This is a genomic window from Methanothermobacter tenebrarum (assembly GCF_023167465.1).
Classification (GTDB): Archaea; Methanobacteriota; Methanobacteria; order Methanobacteriales; family DSM-23052; genus Methanothermobacter_A; species Methanothermobacter_A tenebrarum.
The window spans coordinates 270,771-287,406 of sequence record NZ_AP025698.1; the positions used below are offsets into that span (position 1 = coordinate 270,771).

Here is a 16,636-nt window from a genome sequence, read left to right on the forward strand (position 1 = left end):
AATCACCATATTTTTTCGATTATCATCTCAGAGACTAATAGATCGTCGATGCTGCGACGTATACTGCCTATGGATTCACTTTCTAGCTTGAATATTATGCTCTTGCCTATTATCTTACCATCTATGAAACCTCGATTGTCTGGTTCAAGGGCCTTGAAGGTTATCCGGGCAGTTTTATTGTCCTTGTAATCTAATCTGATTTTTGTTTTTATGATCATACGGATCCTACCGAGAGTGTAGGCTGTTGTCTGATACTCCCCCCATTCTGTGGGGGGTGTCCTAGTGTGGGGTATCTTCAAATTGTAACCTAAAAAATTATTTGGTGGTTTATGGGATAAAAGTTTATTAAGGGAAGTGGAGAAATTCAATTGATAAGGTATTATCTTCATATAAAATATAAAGGAGGATTATTATTATGGTTCGTGCATATACTAGACGTGAGTATATTAGGAAGATTCCTGGGGTGAAGATAGTCCAGTATGATATGGGGAATCTTTCAGGTTCTTTTCCTTTATCTTTAAGTTTAGCCGTTAAAGCTCCTGCCCAGATCACACATAATGCACTTGAGGCTGCTAGGATAGCCTCAAACAGGTACATGCAGAGAAGGGCTGGTAGGATGGGCTATCACTTGAAGATTAGAGTCTATCCACACCATATCATAAGAGAGAATCCAATGGCCACAGGTGCCGGGGCTGACCGTGTACAGGATGGTATGAGGAAGGCCTTTGGTAAACCAGTAAGTTCTGTTGCACTAGTCAAGAAAAACCAGAGGATAATAACAATTGAAACCAATAAGAGAAACTTCAAGGATGCTAAAGAGGCTCTTAGGAGAGCTGCGATGAAGTTACCAGTACCATGCAGGATAATAATCGACAGAGGAGAAGAACTTATCAAATAAACCTTCCACTTGTTTTGTGATAATATGAAGTTCGTGGCATTTTTCGAGGAACTCACCAAGGATGATGTGCTTATCGCTGGAGGTAAGGGGGCTAACCTTGGTGAATTAACCCATGCAGGCATACCAGTACCCCCAGGTTTTGTCGTGACATCCAAAACCTATGACAAGTTCATGAAGGACACTGGCTTGTTCCCAGAGGTCATGGGCTTGCTGGAGGATTTGGATGTTAATGATACAAAGGAACTGCAAAGGGTCTCCAAGCAAATAAAAGATATTATAGTATCTGCTGAGGTGCCCGAGGACATACAGACCCTCATAATAGAATCCTATAATGCTCTATGCCAGCGCATAGGCCGAGAGGATGTATATGTTGCTGTACGTTCATCCGCGACTGCGGAGGACTTGCCCGAGGCGTCATTCGCCGGTCAACAAGAGACCTTCCTCAACATAAAAGGGGCGGAGGACGTGCTAAAACATGTTCAGAAGTGTTGGGCTTCACTATTCGAAGCAAGGGCAATATTCTATAGGGAACAGAACAACTTCGACCATGCGAAGGTTTCGATTGCGGTGGTTGTCCAGGAGATGGTGAACGCGGAAAAGGCAGGTGTAATGTTCACAGCACACCCCTCAACAGGCGAGGACATCCTATTAATAGAAGCTTCATGGGGTCTGGGAGAGGCTGTGGTCTCAGGGGCGGTGACCCCAGACACCTACTCAGTTGACAAAGCCACAGGTGAACTTTTAAACTTCAAAATCGGTGAAAAAAATGTCATGTTCAAAAGGGAAGATGGTAAGACAGTGAAAGTCCCAGTACCAGATGATATGAAAGAAAAAAGAGTATTATCAGATGAGGAGATAACTAAACTTGCAGAGCTTGGAAGGAAAATCCACGAACATTATAAATTCCCCCAGGACACGGAATGGGCCATAGAAGAAGGAAAAGTATACATGTTACAATCAAGGCCAATTACAACATTAACAGAAATAGAAGCCCCAGAAAAAGAGGAAGTAGAGGAGAAGAAGATAATATTAAAGGGCCTGGGTGCTAGCCCGGGCCTGGCCTCTGGTAAGGTTAAAATAATACGTGATATAGATGAACTTGACAAGATACAGACAGGGGACATACTCGTAACAGTGATGACCACACCAGATATGGTGCCCGCGATGAGAAGAGCCAGCGGCATCCTAACAGATGAAGGAGGCGTCACATGTCATGCTTCCATAGTTTCAAGGGAGCTTGGCATACCCTGTATAGTTGGGACCGGTGACGCAACCCGCAAAGTAAAAGACAACCAACTTATAACAATGGATGGTACAAAGGGTCTAGTATATGAGGGAGAGATCGCAGCACCCAAAGAAGAGGAGGAGAAGGTGATAGGGGAAATCCCACCAGAGGCCCCATTACTCACTGTTACAGAGGTTAAAGTTAATGTAAGCATGCCAGAGGCTGCTAAGAAGGCGGCTTCCACTGGAGCCGATGGGGTGGGACTCCTAAGAACGGAACATATGATGTTAACACCCGGAGTCCACCCAAAGAAGTTCATAAAGGATGGGAAAGAGGAAGAACTCATTAAAATATTAGTTGAGAATATTATGAAGGTTGCGGATGCATTCTATCCCAAACCCGTATGGTATAGGACACTGGATGCTCCCACAGATGAGTTCAAAACATTGGAAGGCGGGGAAGACGAACCATACGAGCACAATCCAATGTTAGGCTGGAGGGGTATCAGAAGGGAACTTGACGAGCCTGAGATCCTAAAAGCCGAGTTCAAAGCCATTAAAAGGTTGCGGGAGAAAGGATACACTAACATTGGTATAATGATACCCCTTGTACAACACCCAGATGAGCTGAGGAGGGCCAAGGAGATTGCAGAGGAGGTCGGTCTCAAACCACACCGGGACGTTGAATTCGGTATAATGGTTGAGACCCCAGCCGCCGCATTAATAATCGAGGATTTCATAGATGTGGGAGTAGACTTCGTAAGCTTCGGTACAAACGACCTGACACAATACACCCTTGCAATTGATAGGAACAATGAACTGGTAGCCGACCTTTACACTGAAGGACACCCAGCAGTCATGAAACTCGTAGAAAGGGTTATAAAAAAGTGCAGGGAAGCCGGTGTCAAGACAAGCATATGCGGCCAAGCAGGGAGCATACCATGGATAGTTGAAAGATTAGTCGAACTTGGAATTGACAGTGTATCAGCCAATACAGATGCAGTTGGGGAAGTCCGCAGGACGGTTGCACGGGTGGAGCAAAAGATCATGTTAAAAGCGGCGAGAAAACTACTAGGATAAAAGTTTCCTATTTTTTCCTTTTGGGTCATGGAAATGGACTTCAAAGGCCTCTCCAGGGATAAAGTTTTAAAACTTTTAAAAAGGGTTAAAAGGGAAGACTTAACCTATGATTCCGGTAAGATACTCGGTTCAATGTGCACTAGCCCCCACCCCCTTGCAAAGGAAGTTTTCTGCGAATTCATAGAATCCAACCTTGGGGATCCCGGTCTTTTTAAGGGTACAAGGGCCCTTGAAAAAGACGTTATAAGGATGATCGGGGAGCTCCTAGCGGACCCTAATGTAGTGGGGCACGTGGTAACTGGGGGTACAGAGGCCAATCTCATGGCAATGCGCGCTGCCCGTAATATTACAGGCCTTGCAGAACCTGAGATAATAGTCCCCAGGTCGGCTCATTTCTCCTTTAAAAAGGCTGCTGAGATTTTAAGGTTAAATTTGAAGGAGGCCGCGCTTGGCCCTGATTATAGGGTGGATGTTGATTCTGTGGTGGAACTCTTATCATCTAATACAGTTGCTATTGTGGGTATTGCCGGGACAACTGAACTTGGACTGGTTGATCCCATACCAGAACTTTCAAGATTATGTGAGGATGAAGGGGTGTATTTGCATGTTGACGCAGCCCTTGGGGGATTCATAATACCCTTCCTGAAAGAGGCTGGATATGATCTTCCTGATTTCGATTTTAGATTGGATGGTGTTACTTCCGTTACTATAGACCCTCATAAGATGGGTTTAGCCCCCATACCAAGTGGTTGTATAGTTTTCAGGGGACAGGAGTATCTTGATTCCATGAGTATTGAGACACCATATCTTACGGAGAAGCAGCAATCAACTATAGTGGGGACGCGTAGCGGGGCTTCGGCAGCGGCAACTTGGGCCATAATGAAGTACATGGGACACGAGGGGTATATAAGGGTTGTTAAGGATTCTATGAGGATCACCCAATTTTTAGCCCGTGAACTTAAAAGGTGCGGGTTTGAGCTTGTTACAGAGCCCCAGTTAAATATTGTGGCCTTTAATTCACCTGACATGTCCCCGGAGGCCCTTGCATATGAACTTGAATTAAGGGGTTGGTCTGTGTCAATTTCATCATATCCTCCGGCTGTGAGGATAGTTTTAATGCCCCATATCAAAAAAGAGCATGTAAAGGCTTTTATGGAGGATCTTACGGGAATATGATTGAGATAAGAGTCCCATCTACAGTGGCCAGTTTGAAATCTTTGGAAGTTGGTGATAGGATCCTGTTAAAGGGTAGGGTTTATACTGGTAGGGATGCTGTTTTACCTAGGCTTGTGGAGGCTGTGAAGGCTGGCCGGTCTCCAGTAGATTTGAAGGGTGCGGCTATAATGCATACGGGTGTGAGTGGTGCTGGTATTGCCCCGACAAGTAGTAACAAGGAGGATATCGAGGATAGCATCCCATTCTTAGCATCTGCGGGTGTTCTGATACACATTGGGAAGGGATCCCTTAGGGATGAGACTGTACGTGGATTAGATGAGGCTGGTGCGATATTTGTGGTCACGCCTCCTGTGGCGGCGTTGCTTTCAAGCAGGGTAAGGTCGAAGAGACTCGTTGCATATGGGGAGGAGGGTATGGAGGCGCTCTATGAGTTGGAGGTTGAGGGATTCCCTGGTATAGTTGCGGTTGCCCATGGAAAGTCCATCATTTAAGGTTTATGGTCTTTGATGGTTTCCCGAATACAAGGTCGCCGGCATCGCCAAGGCCTGGTACGATGTAACCTAGGTTGTCAAGTTTTTCTTCGATGGAACAAGTGTAAACTTCTATTTTGAACCTTTTTATCCTTTCGAGTCCAGCCTTTGCTGATATTACATTAAATATTACGAGTCTTTTAATGTTGAGGGTTTTCAGTCTTTCTAGTATTTGTTCCATGGTGTTTCCTGTTGCTAGCATTGGATCTGCTATTATCACGGTCTTGTCATGTACCTCGGGTATTTTGAAGTAGTCGATGTGGACCTTGAATGGGCTTCTGTCTTCTCTCCATGCCCCGATTATCCCATGTTGGGCTTCTGGGAACACTTTCATTATACCATAACTGAATGGTAGTGATGTTCGCAACACGCTTATAACTATGATCTCATCTGTAATTTTTAGGGCTTCAGCAACTCCTAGTGGGGTTCGCACCCTTGTCTTCTTATAGGATAGTGTGTTAGCGAACTCGTATGCCATGTAACGTCCAATCTCGGTTAGGCCGTGTCTGAAATGCGCCGGGTCGATCCCTTTACGGCGTATTCTCCCAAGTTTTTCTTGGATGATAAGATTGTCAACTAGTTTTATCATATTTTACTCTCCCTGATTTTTTTACCACTCTTTGAGGGTATTACTTCTATTTTAGGGTTTTCGAATCTCTTTTCTAGTTCTTTTCCCTCGAAGAACATGTGGAGGAATACTGCCAGTGCGGAGACTTCTGAGTGTGGCTGGTTTGTAACCGCCACGTTAAAGTCGGCTAATTTGAAGATTTCTCCGGGTACGCGGGGTCCCCCGACGATTACTAGTTTGTCTTTGTTGCTTTCTTTGATCTTTTTTATTATGTCTTGTATGGGTATGCCATACATTGTAAGGTGTATTATTTCGCCTTTCCATTCTTTCAGGATTTTCTTCCAATCTTTTTGATAGGATACTCTGAATGGTCCTCCCCACCTTTCAGTGACGTCATCAACATTCTCTATAAGTCTCTTGTCATCTTCTCCGGTGATGATGACTTCTGAGGCTCCGAATGCCCTCGCGGTTAGGCATACGTGCGTTGTGATCCTGGCATCTCTGGCTTTCCTGTGACCCAACCTTAAAACTTTTATTATCATCTACACTCCCCCTAGTATTACTAGTATGATTAGTGTTAGCATCCTGTTGAATTCGTTGGATGCGCCGAGAACGTCTCCTGTTGTATATTTGAAGTTTTTCCTTGCAATCGCCCCGATGAACAAGCCCCCGATTATACTTGCGAGTATTCCTATCATACCCTGGTGTTTTAGTAGTAGGAAACTGATGATAAATGATAGGATGGATGAGAGGATGAACCTTTTTTTGTCCATTTCCATTATGAAATGGCGTCCTATCCCTTCGTCTAGTGGCTTTGATATGATGCATGAACTTATAAGACCCATCTTGGCGCCTACTTCCCCTAGTATTATTATATGGGGGAGTTGATTTTGGGGTGTTGAATAGAGGCATGTGAATGTTGTGATGGCAACGATAAAGAATAAGCCGAGTCCTCCGGTTCCTATGCGTTCGTCTTTCATTATCCTGATTTTATCTTCTGGGCTTCCATGGGCCATTAGGGCGTCGCCCATGTCTATGAGCCCGTCTAGGTGGTGGAAGCCGTTAAACCAGATTAGGAATCCGTAGGCTAGGCTGGCTATTATGATTGGTGGCAATCCTATCAGTTGTAGGAGGGCTGCCAGGGCGCCCCCGGTGAGGCCTATGATGGCTCCCATGACTGGGAAAAGCCATGTGTATTTTGCGATTTGTGGTATGCTAGTGTGTGTTTTTACGGGTAGTATTGTTAGGAATGAGAGTAGGCCTATTATTTCACGTAACATGTTTATCATTCTTCGAAGATTTTTGACATGGCACCTGCGATGAGACCCGCGATAACATCATCTGTCATGGGCCCTAATCTGCCTATTATACCCGGTTTTTCTTCGTCGTAGCGTTTAAAGTTGAATATTGCCTTTGTACCCGCGATTTGGTTGGCGACGGCCATCCCCAGGACTTCGTCGGCGTATAGGTGGACTGGGTCGTCATCTATGTTCACGTCTTTTATCCTATGGTATTTTAGGTCTTCCTCGGCTCTTATAGCGGCTAATATTAGGCTTATAATGTTGATGTCGGATAATGATTTGATCAGTTGTTCTTTAAGTTTTTCTTTTAATTCTCTGTTTATTTCAACTCCTACGCAGAGTTTGACGCCAGCTTCTGTGAGCTCGTCTAATCCTATGCCCTTTTCTTCTAGTTGTTCTAGGATGCTTATATTATTCTCTTTTAGCATGGTAAGGAGGCTTTTTTTCATGCAATTTTTTAGTTTTTTCTTGGTGCAGTTTCCTGGCCGGCCCTCTCTACTGATTATGAGGATGGTGTTGGTTTTGTAGAATCTGGTTAGTGGTCCTAGTATCTTATCTTTGGCTTCTATGATTATTTTAAGATATGATAAGAGTTCTTCTGGGCTTTTTTTATCATCTATGAATATTATAAGGTCTAGTAGTGAGTCTTTGATTCCTATGGTGAGGGTTGTGTCTTTGAAGTCTTTTAGGAAGAGTTTGAAATTTTCTGCTGATACTCTCATATTGTTTGGATATGTTACCTTTTTTGTTTCATGGAAGCCGCTTTTTGTCTCGTGTACTTCTAGTATCCTCAGGCCGTGGATGTTTTCTATGGTTAGTCTGTTCTTGTTGTATTGGATGCTGGTTTCGCCTTTTATGATTTGCATTGGGGATCACCAAATGTTTTATTTAATCATCTTCACATATCTAAACTTTGGTGATATTATGAAGGTGCATCTTAGGGTGTTTATTGAAGTTGAAAATCTTGGCAAGGTTATAAATATACTCGCGGAGGAGGGTGTCACGGGATTCTATATGGTGGAATATAAAGGTATTTCCCCTAGTGAGTGGAGTGGTTTCATTGTTAGGGAGGATCCGGAATCTGCCATATCACTTGTGAGGAATCATGCAATGGATGCTATACTTATCTGTTCTGTTGTTGATGAGGAACAGGTGGAGGGTATAATAGAGAGGTTCAAGGATGAGCTTTCTGATGAACGTTACACGCTCTTGGAAGTTCCTGTAAAGCGTATAATCGTGAATTCGCCACAATAGCTGATCCCCTATGGTAGTGGTTGTAGACCCCCAATTAGCTGGCGTGGCCGGTAACATGATCATAGGGGCTCTGATAGGCTTGGGAGCCCATCCGGGCAAGGTTGTTGAGGTTATGGAGGCTGCGGCGTCCTATTTTGGGGGTGTTGATGTTAAGGTTTCTGATGTTAAAAGGGCGGGTATAAAAGCCACCTATGTTGGAGTGAAAAAAGCTTCCATACCCCATTTTAAGTATCCTGAATTCTTGGAGAAAATTGAGGCCATCGACCATCCACTCATAGATGATAAGATGATATCCTTCTCCAGGGCGGTGTTTCATACCATAGCACAAGCCGAGGCGAAAATCCACGGAAAATCCCTGGATGATATACACTTCCATGAGGTGGGGGCGTCTGATGCTGTTGCAGACGTTTTCGGGGCGGCTTTCGCGTACTTCAGCCTTGGATTGGACGGGGAGAGGGTTTATTCGCTCCCAGTAGCCCTGGGGGGAGGTTCAACCACATCAGCCCATGGTAGGATCCCCATACCCGCACCAGCAACCCTTGAGATCCTCAGAGGAGCCCCGGTCCGGGGAGGGCCGGCTAGAATGGAACTTGCAACGCCTACAGGAGCCGCCCTACTCGTTAACATGGTGGATGAATTCAGGGAATTCCTCCCACTTACTAGGATCGTGGAGGTCGGCTATGGCGCGGGTAAAATGGACCCAGACTTCCCCAATATACTCAGGATAATAAAGGGTTCTAAGAGCCTAGAAGAGGATAAAATAGTATTATTCGAGACAAACTTGGATCATCTAAGCGGTGAAATAATAGGGAACCTTTTCGATGATCTTATAGGAGAGGGGGCCCTTGACGTGACAGTCACACCCATACTAATGAAAAAGAATAGACCAGGCCACCTTTTAAGGGTCATATCCAGACTAGAAGACCAGGAGAATATATTAAGGAGGATATTCAAGGAGACGGGGACGCTTGGCATCAGAGCATTCCCCCAGGTACATAGAACAATCCTTGAAAGGGAAAAAATCCCATTTAAAGTTAATATCAGGGGAGAATGGACAGTGAATTTTAAGGTAGCCTCCTTGGACTCTGAGATAATAAGTGCACGTATAGAATACGAGGACGCGAAGAAAATATCATCAAAGACAGGAATTCCACTCCGCGAAGTCATAAGAATAGCGGAAGAACAATTCAAAGATTGGGTGGATGGTGAACCAGATTGAAGGCTATTAGCATACTCTCAGGGGGCCTTGATTCGACCGTGGCCACAGTAAAACTCGCAGAAAAATATGAGATACATGCCATAACCTTTGATTATGGTCAGAAGAGTGCGAGGATGGAGATAGAAGCTTCGAAGATTATAAGCGAATCCTATGGTTTTAAACATTATATTATTAGGCTGCCATGGCTTGGAGAACTTGGAGGCTCAGCTCTCACAACAAAAAACAAGATACCAGAACCCGCCATGGAAGAGTTAGATAGTAGTGTTGCCAGGGAAACAGCTAGGGCTGTTTGGGTTCCTGCCCGTAACCTTGTCTTCACTTCTATTGGGGCGGCATATGCAGATGCACTAGATGCAAGGGCTATCATCGTTGGATGGGATCTTGAGGAGGCGAGAACATTCCCTGATAATTCCCAGAGATTCCTCAGGGCATTCAATAGGGTTCTTGAGGTGGGTGTCCTTGGGGATGTTAAGGTTGAAGCGCCCCTAATATCATATACTAAAAAAGAGATAATAGAGGAGGGTTATAGGATTGGAGCCCCTATAGAGGTTACATATTCTTGTTATGAGGGTGGGAGGTTGCATTGTGGCCGTTGCGAATCTTGTATGAGGAGGAAAAGAGCTTTTAAACTTGCGGGGGTGGAGGATCCTACAGCCTATAGGCTTTGATTATTTTATCACCATGAGAACGTCCCCTGCTTCTACTTTCTCCCCCTCTTGGGTGTATATTTTCTCCACGACACCCGAATGTGGTGCTTGTATGTCGTTTTCCATTTTCATGGCCTCTATTACTGCTACAACGTCTCCTTCTTCTACTATGTCGCCCTCTTTAACTTTCAGTTTCACGATCATGCCTTGCATTGTGGATTCCACGGCACCTTCTATGGGTTCTTCTGGTTTTTTAGCTTCTTCTATGGTCACGTAACCTGTGGGTATCACTTTGACTTCGAATTCGTCCCCGTCTACTTCTACAAGGTATTGGGTTGGAACGGCCTCGGCTGGTCCGGGTAGGGCTTCCCTTGGCGGTTCTAGGGGTTCTTCTTCGATTTCTCCTCTGAGGAATTTTGGTGCTATGGTTGGGTAGAGTGCGAATGTTAGGACGTCCTCCTCCTTTCGGATTATCCCAAGTTTTTCACCCTCCTTCTTATATTTTTCGAATTGGGGTTCTAGTATGTCGGCTGGTCTGCATTTTATGGGTTCCTGGTCTCCTATTATCTTGGCGGCAACTTCCGGGTTTAAGGGTGCTGGTGGTCTTCCATAGAGTCCCCTGAAGTAGTCTTTGACTTCGTTTGAGACCATCTTGTATCTTTCACCTGAGAGCACGTTCATAACAGCTTGTATTCCGACGATTTGGCTCGTGGGTGTTACCAGGGGTGGGTATCCCATGTCTTTTCTCACCCTTGGCATTTCTTTCAGGACGTCATCGTAACGGTCGAGGGCGTCCTGTTCTTTGAGTTGGGCTACGAGATTTGATAGCATACCCCCTGGTATCTGGTAGATGAGAACATCCGTATCTATACGTTCTGCTATTGGGTCTAGGATGGACTTGTATTTTTCTCGGATTTCCTCGAAGTATTTTTTTATCTTGGTCAGTTTTTTGAGTTTGAGGCCTGTGTCGTATGGTGTGTCTTTGAGGGCGGCTACCACGCTCTCTGTTGGGGGTTGGGAAGCGCCCCATGATAGGGGTGATATTGCAGTGTCTAGTATGTCCACGCCGGCTTGGCACGCGGCATAGTAGCTCATGGGGGTCATCCCACTGGTACAATGACAGTGTAGGTTCACTAGTAGGCTGGTCTCCTCTTTAAGGGCTTTAACAAGTTCATAAGCGTCATGTGGTGATATTAGACCGGCCATGTCCTTTATAGCGACTGAGTCGCATTCCAGGGCTTCCAGTTCCTTGGCGAATTCCACATACTTGTCAAGGGTATGATATGGGCTTATGGTATAACATATTGTCCCTTGGACGTGGGCTCCCTGGTCCTTAGCCACCTTAATAGCATATTCCATGTTCCTTATATCGTTTAGGGCGTCGAATATCCTGAAGATGTCAACACCATTCTCATAGGCTTTTTCAACGAACTTTTTAACTATATCATCGGGGTAGTGCTTATATCCTACAAGGTTCTGTCCCCTTAGGAGCATTTGTATAGGGGTTTTTGTGATCTTTTCATCTAACTTTCTTAGGCGTTCCCATGGGTCCTCATTAAGGTACCTTATACAAGTATCGAATGTTGCACCACCCCATGCCTCTAATGAAAAAAAGCCCACCTTATCCATATCCTCGGCTATGGGTAACATGTCTCGTGTCCGCATACGGGTTGCAAGGAGTGATTGATGCGCATCTCTGAATGCTGTTTCAACGATTTTTATCCTTTTCATGCTGACCCTCACGGCGATTCATCATCTCTATATACAATAGTAAGAACTGACTTAAATACTTCAACAAAAGAAGAAAAACCCGGGTCATAATATAATAAGATCATATTATTACTGAGTAGATGATATGCTCCACTCCACACGGTACTACAGGAAACTGAAACCGTCCCCCACTAGTTACAGTATGGTAAAATCTTAAGATAATGGGAGTGTGAATAGGCCCATATCATCTGGTCATATTAATTTTAACTCTCTCGGCGGGAGCCTCCCATTGGGGGGGAAAGCCGAAAGTTTATATACTTCCTCTTCTGCTATATTTTTTTGTGCTAACCTCCAAGTAGGAGGTTGGGATATGGTGTCCTAATCCATAACCCTGTAAAATTGCAGGGTTTGGGACAACCCGAATTCACGCCTGTTGGAGACCAAGCGTCGTTGAAGCAGGAAGCCACCTGCGACAGCTGGTGGCAGTTCACGGGATTATAATTCACAAGGCAGAGGAGAATCAAAGATGGCGAAGATAATTATAGACTATGACAAATGTGATGCATGTGGAGAATGCGCTGATCTATGCCCAATGGAAATACTCATAATAGTTAATGACAAGTTAGAGGTTCAAAACCCTGAAGACTGTAACGAATGCGAGGTGTGCATGGATGTATGCCCAAACGAAGCCATAAGAGTAGAACCCGACTAAACCCCCACACAAGGGGGATCATATATTATTGGGGGGACCTTCATGAAACTCTCATATAGCCTCTGCCCCCACACTGGGGATCATATTATTGGGGGCCTCTTCTTTTAAAAATGTTATCAGATTCTATTGTGGGGGGTTGATTATATGGAATTTGGAAGGATTGAAAGGCCCACCATTGGAAGGTTCGTTGATGTTGAATTCTTCCGGATAATCCGCTTCCTACCAGTGGAAATGCTGGGTGAACGGGTGGATGGCCTAATATACAATGGTGCGAAGGACGCGACCACGAAGATGAAAATAGATTCACTAGATGAGATTGTTGCTTTTTTCAGGGAAAAGAGAATAGGTAAGGTAACAATCCTAAGCACAGACCCTGTTGAGGTTAGGGTGGATGAATGCGCCACCTGCTCCGGGCTCCCTGGGGTTGGGAGGCCGCTCTGTCATTTTGAAGGCGGCCTATTGGCGGGTTTCCTCGGGCCGGTTCTTGAGGATAATATAGATTTGAGGGAAGTGAAGTGTTGGGGTCTTGGGGATAAAACTTGCCTTTTTGAGGAGATTTGATCATCTTTCAATTTCCCCGTTGATGAACTTGTCAACTAGCTTGGCTGCTTCATTATCAGGATATTGTATTGGTGGGTGTTTCATTGTATAGGCTGATATGGATGTTAGGGGTCCTGCAATTCCCCTTTTGAGTGCCAGTTTACAACATCTTATAGCGTCTATGACGCAACCTGCGGAATTTGGCGAATCTTCAACACTGAGGCGGAGTTCGAGGTTCATGGGAACGTCGCCGAAGATTCTTCCTTCCATTCTAAGGTAGCAGACTTTGTTGTCTTTTTGCCATGGTACATAGTCGCTTGGGCCTATGTGGATGTTCTCTGGGTCTAGTCTTTCATCGCCTAGGATGGATTGTACGGCTTCTGTCTTTGATTTTTTCTTTGAATGGAGTCTGTCCCGGTTTAGCATGTTTAGGAAGTCGGTGTTTCCACCGGTGTTTAGTTGGTATGTTCTATCTAACCTAACACCCCTATTCTTGAATAATTGTGTTAGGGTCCTATGTGTTATTGTAGCCCCTATCTGGGCTTTTATATCATCTCCGATGACGGGTAGGCCCGCTTCTTCGAATCTGGACGCCCATTTGGGGTTGCTTGCGATGAATACTGGCATGTTGTTTATGAAGGCTGTTCCGGCTTCGAGAGCGCATTTAGCGTAGTAGCGTGTGGCCTTCTCCGAGCCAACTGGCAGGTAATTTAGGAGTATCTCGGCGCCACTGTCCTCGAGGACTCCCACAACATCTGCAGGTTCCTCATCCGCGACTGAGAAGGTGTATTTTTCGTCATATTCTTTCATGTGGGCTGCTACACCATCGAGGACGGGGCCCATTGAGACTTCAACGTCCATCCATGGTATGTTTTCACAGAATATTTTCGTACAATTTGGGGGGGCGAATATTGCCTCGCTCAGGTCTTTCCCCACTTTTCTCTTGTCAACATCAAATGCGGCTACAACTTCTATATCCTCTGGTTTGTAACCGCCTATATCCCAGTGCATTAATCCTATGGCATCTTTTTCATCCTTTCCCTTGTAATAGTATATTCCTTGGACTAGGGAACTTGCACAGTTCCCAACGCCTATGATAGCGATTTTTATCTTACCCAATTAGAACACCCTTCCCAATTTCCAGTTTATTCTAAAGGAGAAGGTTTAGAATGATCAACTACTATAATCATGCTTATCCAGATTATTAAATCTTTCGCTTTTTGGGAGGATTATGGTTTGGTTCTTTGATCCATTTCAGAGCCTCTGGTACAGTAGAAGTTTTTTGAAATCCCGATGCCGAGGGTGGATGCTACTAGGCATGTGGGGCATAGGCATCCTTTCTCATCTTTTATACATTCTGATTCTCCTAGGATGCAGAATAGTCTTTCACCACATTCCTTATATGATGGACATGATGGGCATGCACAATCCTCTGACAACCTTTTAACTTCTTCTTGCATTTCTATTTTGTCCATTGCCATTATCCTTGTATATTCTTCTTGGAACCTGCCATTTTACCCCCCCATTATATTGTTACTCTGAGGAATAGGAAGATTAACCAGAATATTATTAGGGTTCTGCTGGTCCAGGTGGGCATTTTATCCTGGATGATTTCCTTGTTGAATTTCCCGGTTAGGATTATCGTCACCAGTAATATAATGTTTTGGATGTTTGCGAGTATATTAAGGGGGTTTTGGAGGTAGTGGAGAGCCCACATTATTGTTGTTAATATGATACCGGCCCAGCTGACTTTTATAAGGTTTTTGTTGGCTGTGAAGTTTAGGGATATGAAGGCGCCCATGGCCATGATAATCCCCAGGAATTGTAGGAAGGATTCGAGTACTGGTACGTTGAAGATGGTTGCTTTTAGTATTGGTAGGAGTATTATTGCCTTGAGGGCTTCGTCGGCTGGGAATGTTTCTATGTCACCGACTGCGAGGGCGTATTTGCCTTTATTTTCTTCGTTGAATACCATTATATAATATTTTCCACCTGGGAGGGTTTCATTGAATTCTGGCCCTTTAAGGTAATGGTCGCCCCCGAACTCTTCGAAGTAGGGTTCCCAGTCCCCTGGGCCCAGTTCTTTTATTGTTTTCCCTTTATCGTCTAGTATTCTAGCGTATACTAGTTGATCCTCTCCGGGGTTGTCTGGTACTAGGATGTTGACGTATAGTCTGAATTCTTTGGGGGATTCTATCATATAATAGACTGTTTCGCCTTTTAGTTGGCCGTAGAATGCCTGTGAGATTTCCGGTTTTTTTATGATGATGGGATTGTCCATTGGGGCGGTTGATGGTGCGAGTCGTGGCTGGTGGGCGGCCACAACACCTGCAAGGCATGTGACAGTTAATAGGAGAATTATGATCTTGGCTTTCATGGGGATAATTTTCTTATTTTTATACTATTAAATGATTTTTATTTGGGTTCCTGTATGTAGGGGTTTTATATTCTCTAGGTTATTTTTGAGTATGTTGTATGCTCTCTTTGATGTGCAATGTCCGGTGTATATTTCTTCTATGTCCTTGAATGGGCGTATTAGCCCCGGGGCTTCCTTGGATTTTATGTGGAAGCCCCCTATGAGGGCTTTTATGGGTTTATCATATTTTCTTTTTATTGTCTCTGTTATGTTGAGGATGCCACGGTGGGAGCATCCGGTTAATACTATTAGACCATCCCCTGATTCTATGGTTAGGATTACTTCATCCCTGAAATCATCTTTTACGATCCTATCCTCGGATATCCTGTAGAGTTTATGGTTGTCCTTCGGGGGTGGGAAAAGATCCACTATGTTAACCAGTATATTACAGCCTTTAGATAATCTTGTGTCTTCTTTTAGGTGTTTTATCCGCGGGTTATCCTCCAGGCCACTGTCTAGTCCAATATAACGCCAGGAGCCGTTGTTATTGGCGTAGCGTCTGGAAAACGCGCTATTGCCAATGTAGATGTTTGCTGTTTTGTTCTCTTTGATGAAGTGGGGTAGGCCTCCACCATGGTCATAGTGTCCGTGGGATATGATAGCATATCTTATCCTGGATATGTCTATGTCAAGTTTCTGGGCGTTTTCGATGAAGGAATGTGATTGTCCCATGTCAAATAATAGGTTGAACTTGTCTATGTAGAGTGATAATCCATGTTCAACCTTGAATTGGCTGGGAGCGTTATCTTCTATGAGACAGGTTATCCTCATAGGCTACCCCTTTGGTCGAGTTTATCCAGGATCCTGTTAATCCTTTTTTGAACATCTGTTATAGGATCCTCAGTGTTTATAATATGCCAGTTTTCAGCCAATTTGAGGGCTTTTTCGCGGACGCGCTTGAGATCTTCAAGGTTTTCGAACATTTCATGTTCTTCTCTCCTTTGGAGGCGTTTTAATGATTCTTGGGGTGGAACATCAAGGAAGAACATATACTCTGTGGTGGGTAAAACCAATGAAAAAATATGGTATAGTATCCTGGCTAGTGTTGATGGTAGGTAGGCCACTCCCATAAGATATCTTACGAATATTATGGTGTCTGCTCCTGGATTCGACCAATAGTATAATCTGAGGGATCTTATAACATCCAATGCATAGTATACGCTCGCTTTTAAGTGGTTTATTTTCCCGCCTTTGAGTAGGGCTTTTTTCGCTTTCCTACCATATGGGTTGTCATCCTCTGGATGCGACCTGAATATAACCTTCTCCCCCATACTCTCATATCTTTTTTTTATGAGTTTAGCATGTGTGTCTTTGCCCGCCCCATCTAACCCGTCAATAACTATGAACTTCATAGTAAACAA

20 protein-coding genes are annotated in these 16,636 nt (G+C 44.4%); 9 read left to right on the top strand and 11 right to left on the bottom strand.

What is annotated here, in order from left to right; translation table 11 throughout:
* Positions 1-2: 2 nt before the first annotated feature.
* Complete coding sequence (locus MTTB_RS01540; RefSeq protein ID WP_248564774.1) at positions 3-299, bottom strand: KEOPS complex subunit Pcc1; 297 nt, start codon at positions 297-299, stop codon at positions 3-5.
* A 116-nt stretch (positions 300-415) separates the two neighbouring features.
* Between MTTB_RS01540 and rplJ the strand changes: the two genes are divergently transcribed.
* From rplJ to MTTB_RS01560, 4 genes are read left to right on the top strand one after another with little or no spacing between them, the layout of a single operon-like run.
* A complete protein-coding gene (gene rplJ / locus MTTB_RS01545) occupies positions 416-898 on the top strand; it encodes a 50S ribosomal protein L16 (RefSeq protein WP_248564775.1) in 483 nt (160 codons plus the stop codon).
* A 24-nt stretch (positions 899-922) separates the two neighbouring features.
* Positions 923-3,202 carry a phosphoenolpyruvate synthase gene (gene ppsA / locus MTTB_RS01550; RefSeq protein WP_248564776.1) on the top strand — a complete coding sequence of 760 codons (2,280 nt, stop codon included), beginning with the start codon at positions 923-925 and terminating at the stop codon, positions 3,200-3,202.
* 33 nt (positions 3,203-3,235) lie between these two features.
* A complete protein-coding gene (gene mfnA / locus MTTB_RS01555) occupies positions 3,236-4,378 on the top strand; it encodes a tyrosine decarboxylase MfnA (RefSeq protein WP_248564777.1) in 1,143 nt (380 codons plus the stop codon).
* Positions 4,375-4,869: a fumarate hydratase C-terminal domain-containing protein gene (locus MTTB_RS01560; protein WP_248564778.1), complete on the top strand. Its 495-nt coding sequence runs from the start codon at positions 4,375-4,377 to the stop codon at positions 4,867-4,869. The genes mfnA and MTTB_RS01560 overlap by 4 nt, the downstream gene beginning before the upstream one ends.
* Here the strand turns inward: MTTB_RS01560 and upp are convergent.
* Genes upp through MTTB_RS01580 form a run of 4 tightly spaced genes read right to left on the bottom strand, consistent with a single transcriptional unit; the run spans position 4,862 to position 7,643 of the window.
* Positions 4,862-5,497 carry a uracil phosphoribosyltransferase gene (gene upp, locus MTTB_RS01565; protein WP_248564779.1) on the bottom strand — a complete coding sequence of 212 codons (636 nt, stop codon included), beginning with the start codon at positions 5,495-5,497 and terminating at the stop codon, positions 4,862-4,864. The two genes, MTTB_RS01560 and upp, sit on opposite strands and share 8 nt — an antisense overlap.
* Positions 5,494-6,018, bottom strand: a complete 525-nt coding sequence (locus MTTB_RS01570; protein ID WP_248564780.1) for a tRNA (cytidine(56)-2'-O)-methyltransferase — start codon at positions 6,016-6,018, stop codon at positions 5,494-5,496. Before MTTB_RS01570 ends, upp begins: the two co-directional genes overlap by 4 nt.
* Positions 6,019-6,756: an adenosylcobinamide-GDP ribazoletransferase gene (cobS, locus tag MTTB_RS01575; protein ID WP_248564781.1), complete on the bottom strand. Its 738-nt coding sequence runs from the start codon at positions 6,754-6,756 to the stop codon at positions 6,019-6,021.
* A gap of 5 nt (positions 6,757-6,761) precedes the next feature.
* On the bottom strand, positions 6,762-7,643 hold the full coding sequence (locus tag MTTB_RS01580; RefSeq protein ID WP_248564782.1) for a phosphatidylglycerophosphatase A: 882 nt from the start codon (positions 7,641-7,643) through the stop codon (positions 6,762-6,764).
* Positions 7,644-7,701: 58 nt separating this feature from the next.
* On the opposite strand from MTTB_RS01580, the gene MTTB_RS01585 reads away from it, so the two are divergent.
* From MTTB_RS01585 to queC, 3 genes are read left to right on the top strand one after another with little or no spacing between them, the layout of a single operon-like run.
* The gene (locus tag MTTB_RS01585; protein ID WP_248564783.1) at positions 7,702-8,031 is read left to right on the top strand and encodes an MJ1244 family protein; all 330 of its coding nucleotides are present in this window, start codon (positions 7,702-7,704) and stop codon (positions 8,029-8,031) included.
* A 10-nt stretch (positions 8,032-8,041) separates the two neighbouring features.
* The gene (gene larC / locus MTTB_RS01590; protein WP_248564784.1) at positions 8,042-9,250 is read left to right on the top strand and encodes a nickel pincer cofactor biosynthesis protein LarC; all 1,209 of its coding nucleotides are present in this window, start codon (positions 8,042-8,044) and stop codon (positions 9,248-9,250) included.
* Positions 9,247-9,918, top strand: a complete 672-nt coding sequence (queC, locus tag MTTB_RS01595) for a 7-cyano-7-deazaguanine synthase QueC (protein WP_248564785.1) — start codon at positions 9,247-9,249, stop codon at positions 9,916-9,918. Before larC ends, queC begins: the two co-directional genes overlap by 4 nt.
* On the opposite strand, the gene oadA is transcribed toward queC, so the two are convergent.
* Positions 9,919-11,628, bottom strand: a complete 1,710-nt coding sequence (gene oadA / locus MTTB_RS01600; RefSeq protein WP_248564786.1) for a sodium-extruding oxaloacetate decarboxylase subunit alpha — start codon at positions 11,626-11,628, stop codon at positions 9,919-9,921.
* Positions 11,629-12,133: 505 nt separating this feature from the next.
* On the opposite strand from oadA, the gene MTTB_RS01605 reads away from it, so the two are divergent.
* Positions 12,134-12,319 carry an ATP-binding protein gene (locus tag MTTB_RS01605; protein ID WP_248564787.1) on the top strand — a complete coding sequence of 62 codons (186 nt, stop codon included), beginning with the start codon at positions 12,134-12,136 and terminating at the stop codon, positions 12,317-12,319.
* A 144-nt stretch (positions 12,320-12,463) separates the two neighbouring features.
* Positions 12,464-12,880: a V4R domain-containing protein gene (locus MTTB_RS01610; RefSeq protein WP_248564788.1), complete on the top strand. Its 417-nt coding sequence runs from the start codon at positions 12,464-12,466 to the stop codon at positions 12,878-12,880.
* On the opposite strand, the gene MTTB_RS01615 is transcribed toward MTTB_RS01610, so the two are convergent.
* The 5 genes from MTTB_RS01615 to MTTB_RS01635 all read right to left on the bottom strand — a co-directional run bounded on the left by MTTB_RS01615 (position 12,881) and on the right by MTTB_RS01635 (position 16,627).
* The gene (locus MTTB_RS01615) at positions 12,881-13,978 is read right to left on the bottom strand and encodes an inositol-3-phosphate synthase (RefSeq protein ID WP_248564789.1); all 1,098 of its coding nucleotides are present in this window, start codon (positions 13,976-13,978) and stop codon (positions 12,881-12,883) included.
* A gap of 110 nt (positions 13,979-14,088) precedes the next feature.
* Complete coding sequence (locus MTTB_RS01620) at positions 14,089-14,334, bottom strand: DUF2769 domain-containing protein (protein ID WP_248564790.1); 246 nt, start codon at positions 14,332-14,334, stop codon at positions 14,089-14,091.
* 50 nt (positions 14,335-14,384) lie between these two features.
* Positions 14,385-15,236 (bottom strand): hypothetical protein, encoded by an 852-nt coding sequence (locus MTTB_RS01625; RefSeq protein ID WP_248564791.1) that lies wholly within the window; start codon positions 15,234-15,236, stop codon positions 14,385-14,387.
* Positions 15,237-15,263: 27 nt separating this feature from the next.
* Positions 15,264-16,046 (bottom strand): MBL fold metallo-hydrolase, encoded by a 783-nt coding sequence (locus MTTB_RS01630; RefSeq protein WP_248564792.1) that lies wholly within the window; start codon positions 16,044-16,046, stop codon positions 15,264-15,266.
* Positions 16,043-16,627, bottom strand: a complete 585-nt coding sequence (locus MTTB_RS01635; protein WP_248564793.1) for a nucleoside/nucleotide kinase family protein — start codon at positions 16,625-16,627, stop codon at positions 16,043-16,045. Before MTTB_RS01635 ends, MTTB_RS01630 begins: the two co-directional genes overlap by 4 nt.
* Between the last annotated feature and the right edge of the window lie 9 nt (positions 16,628-16,636).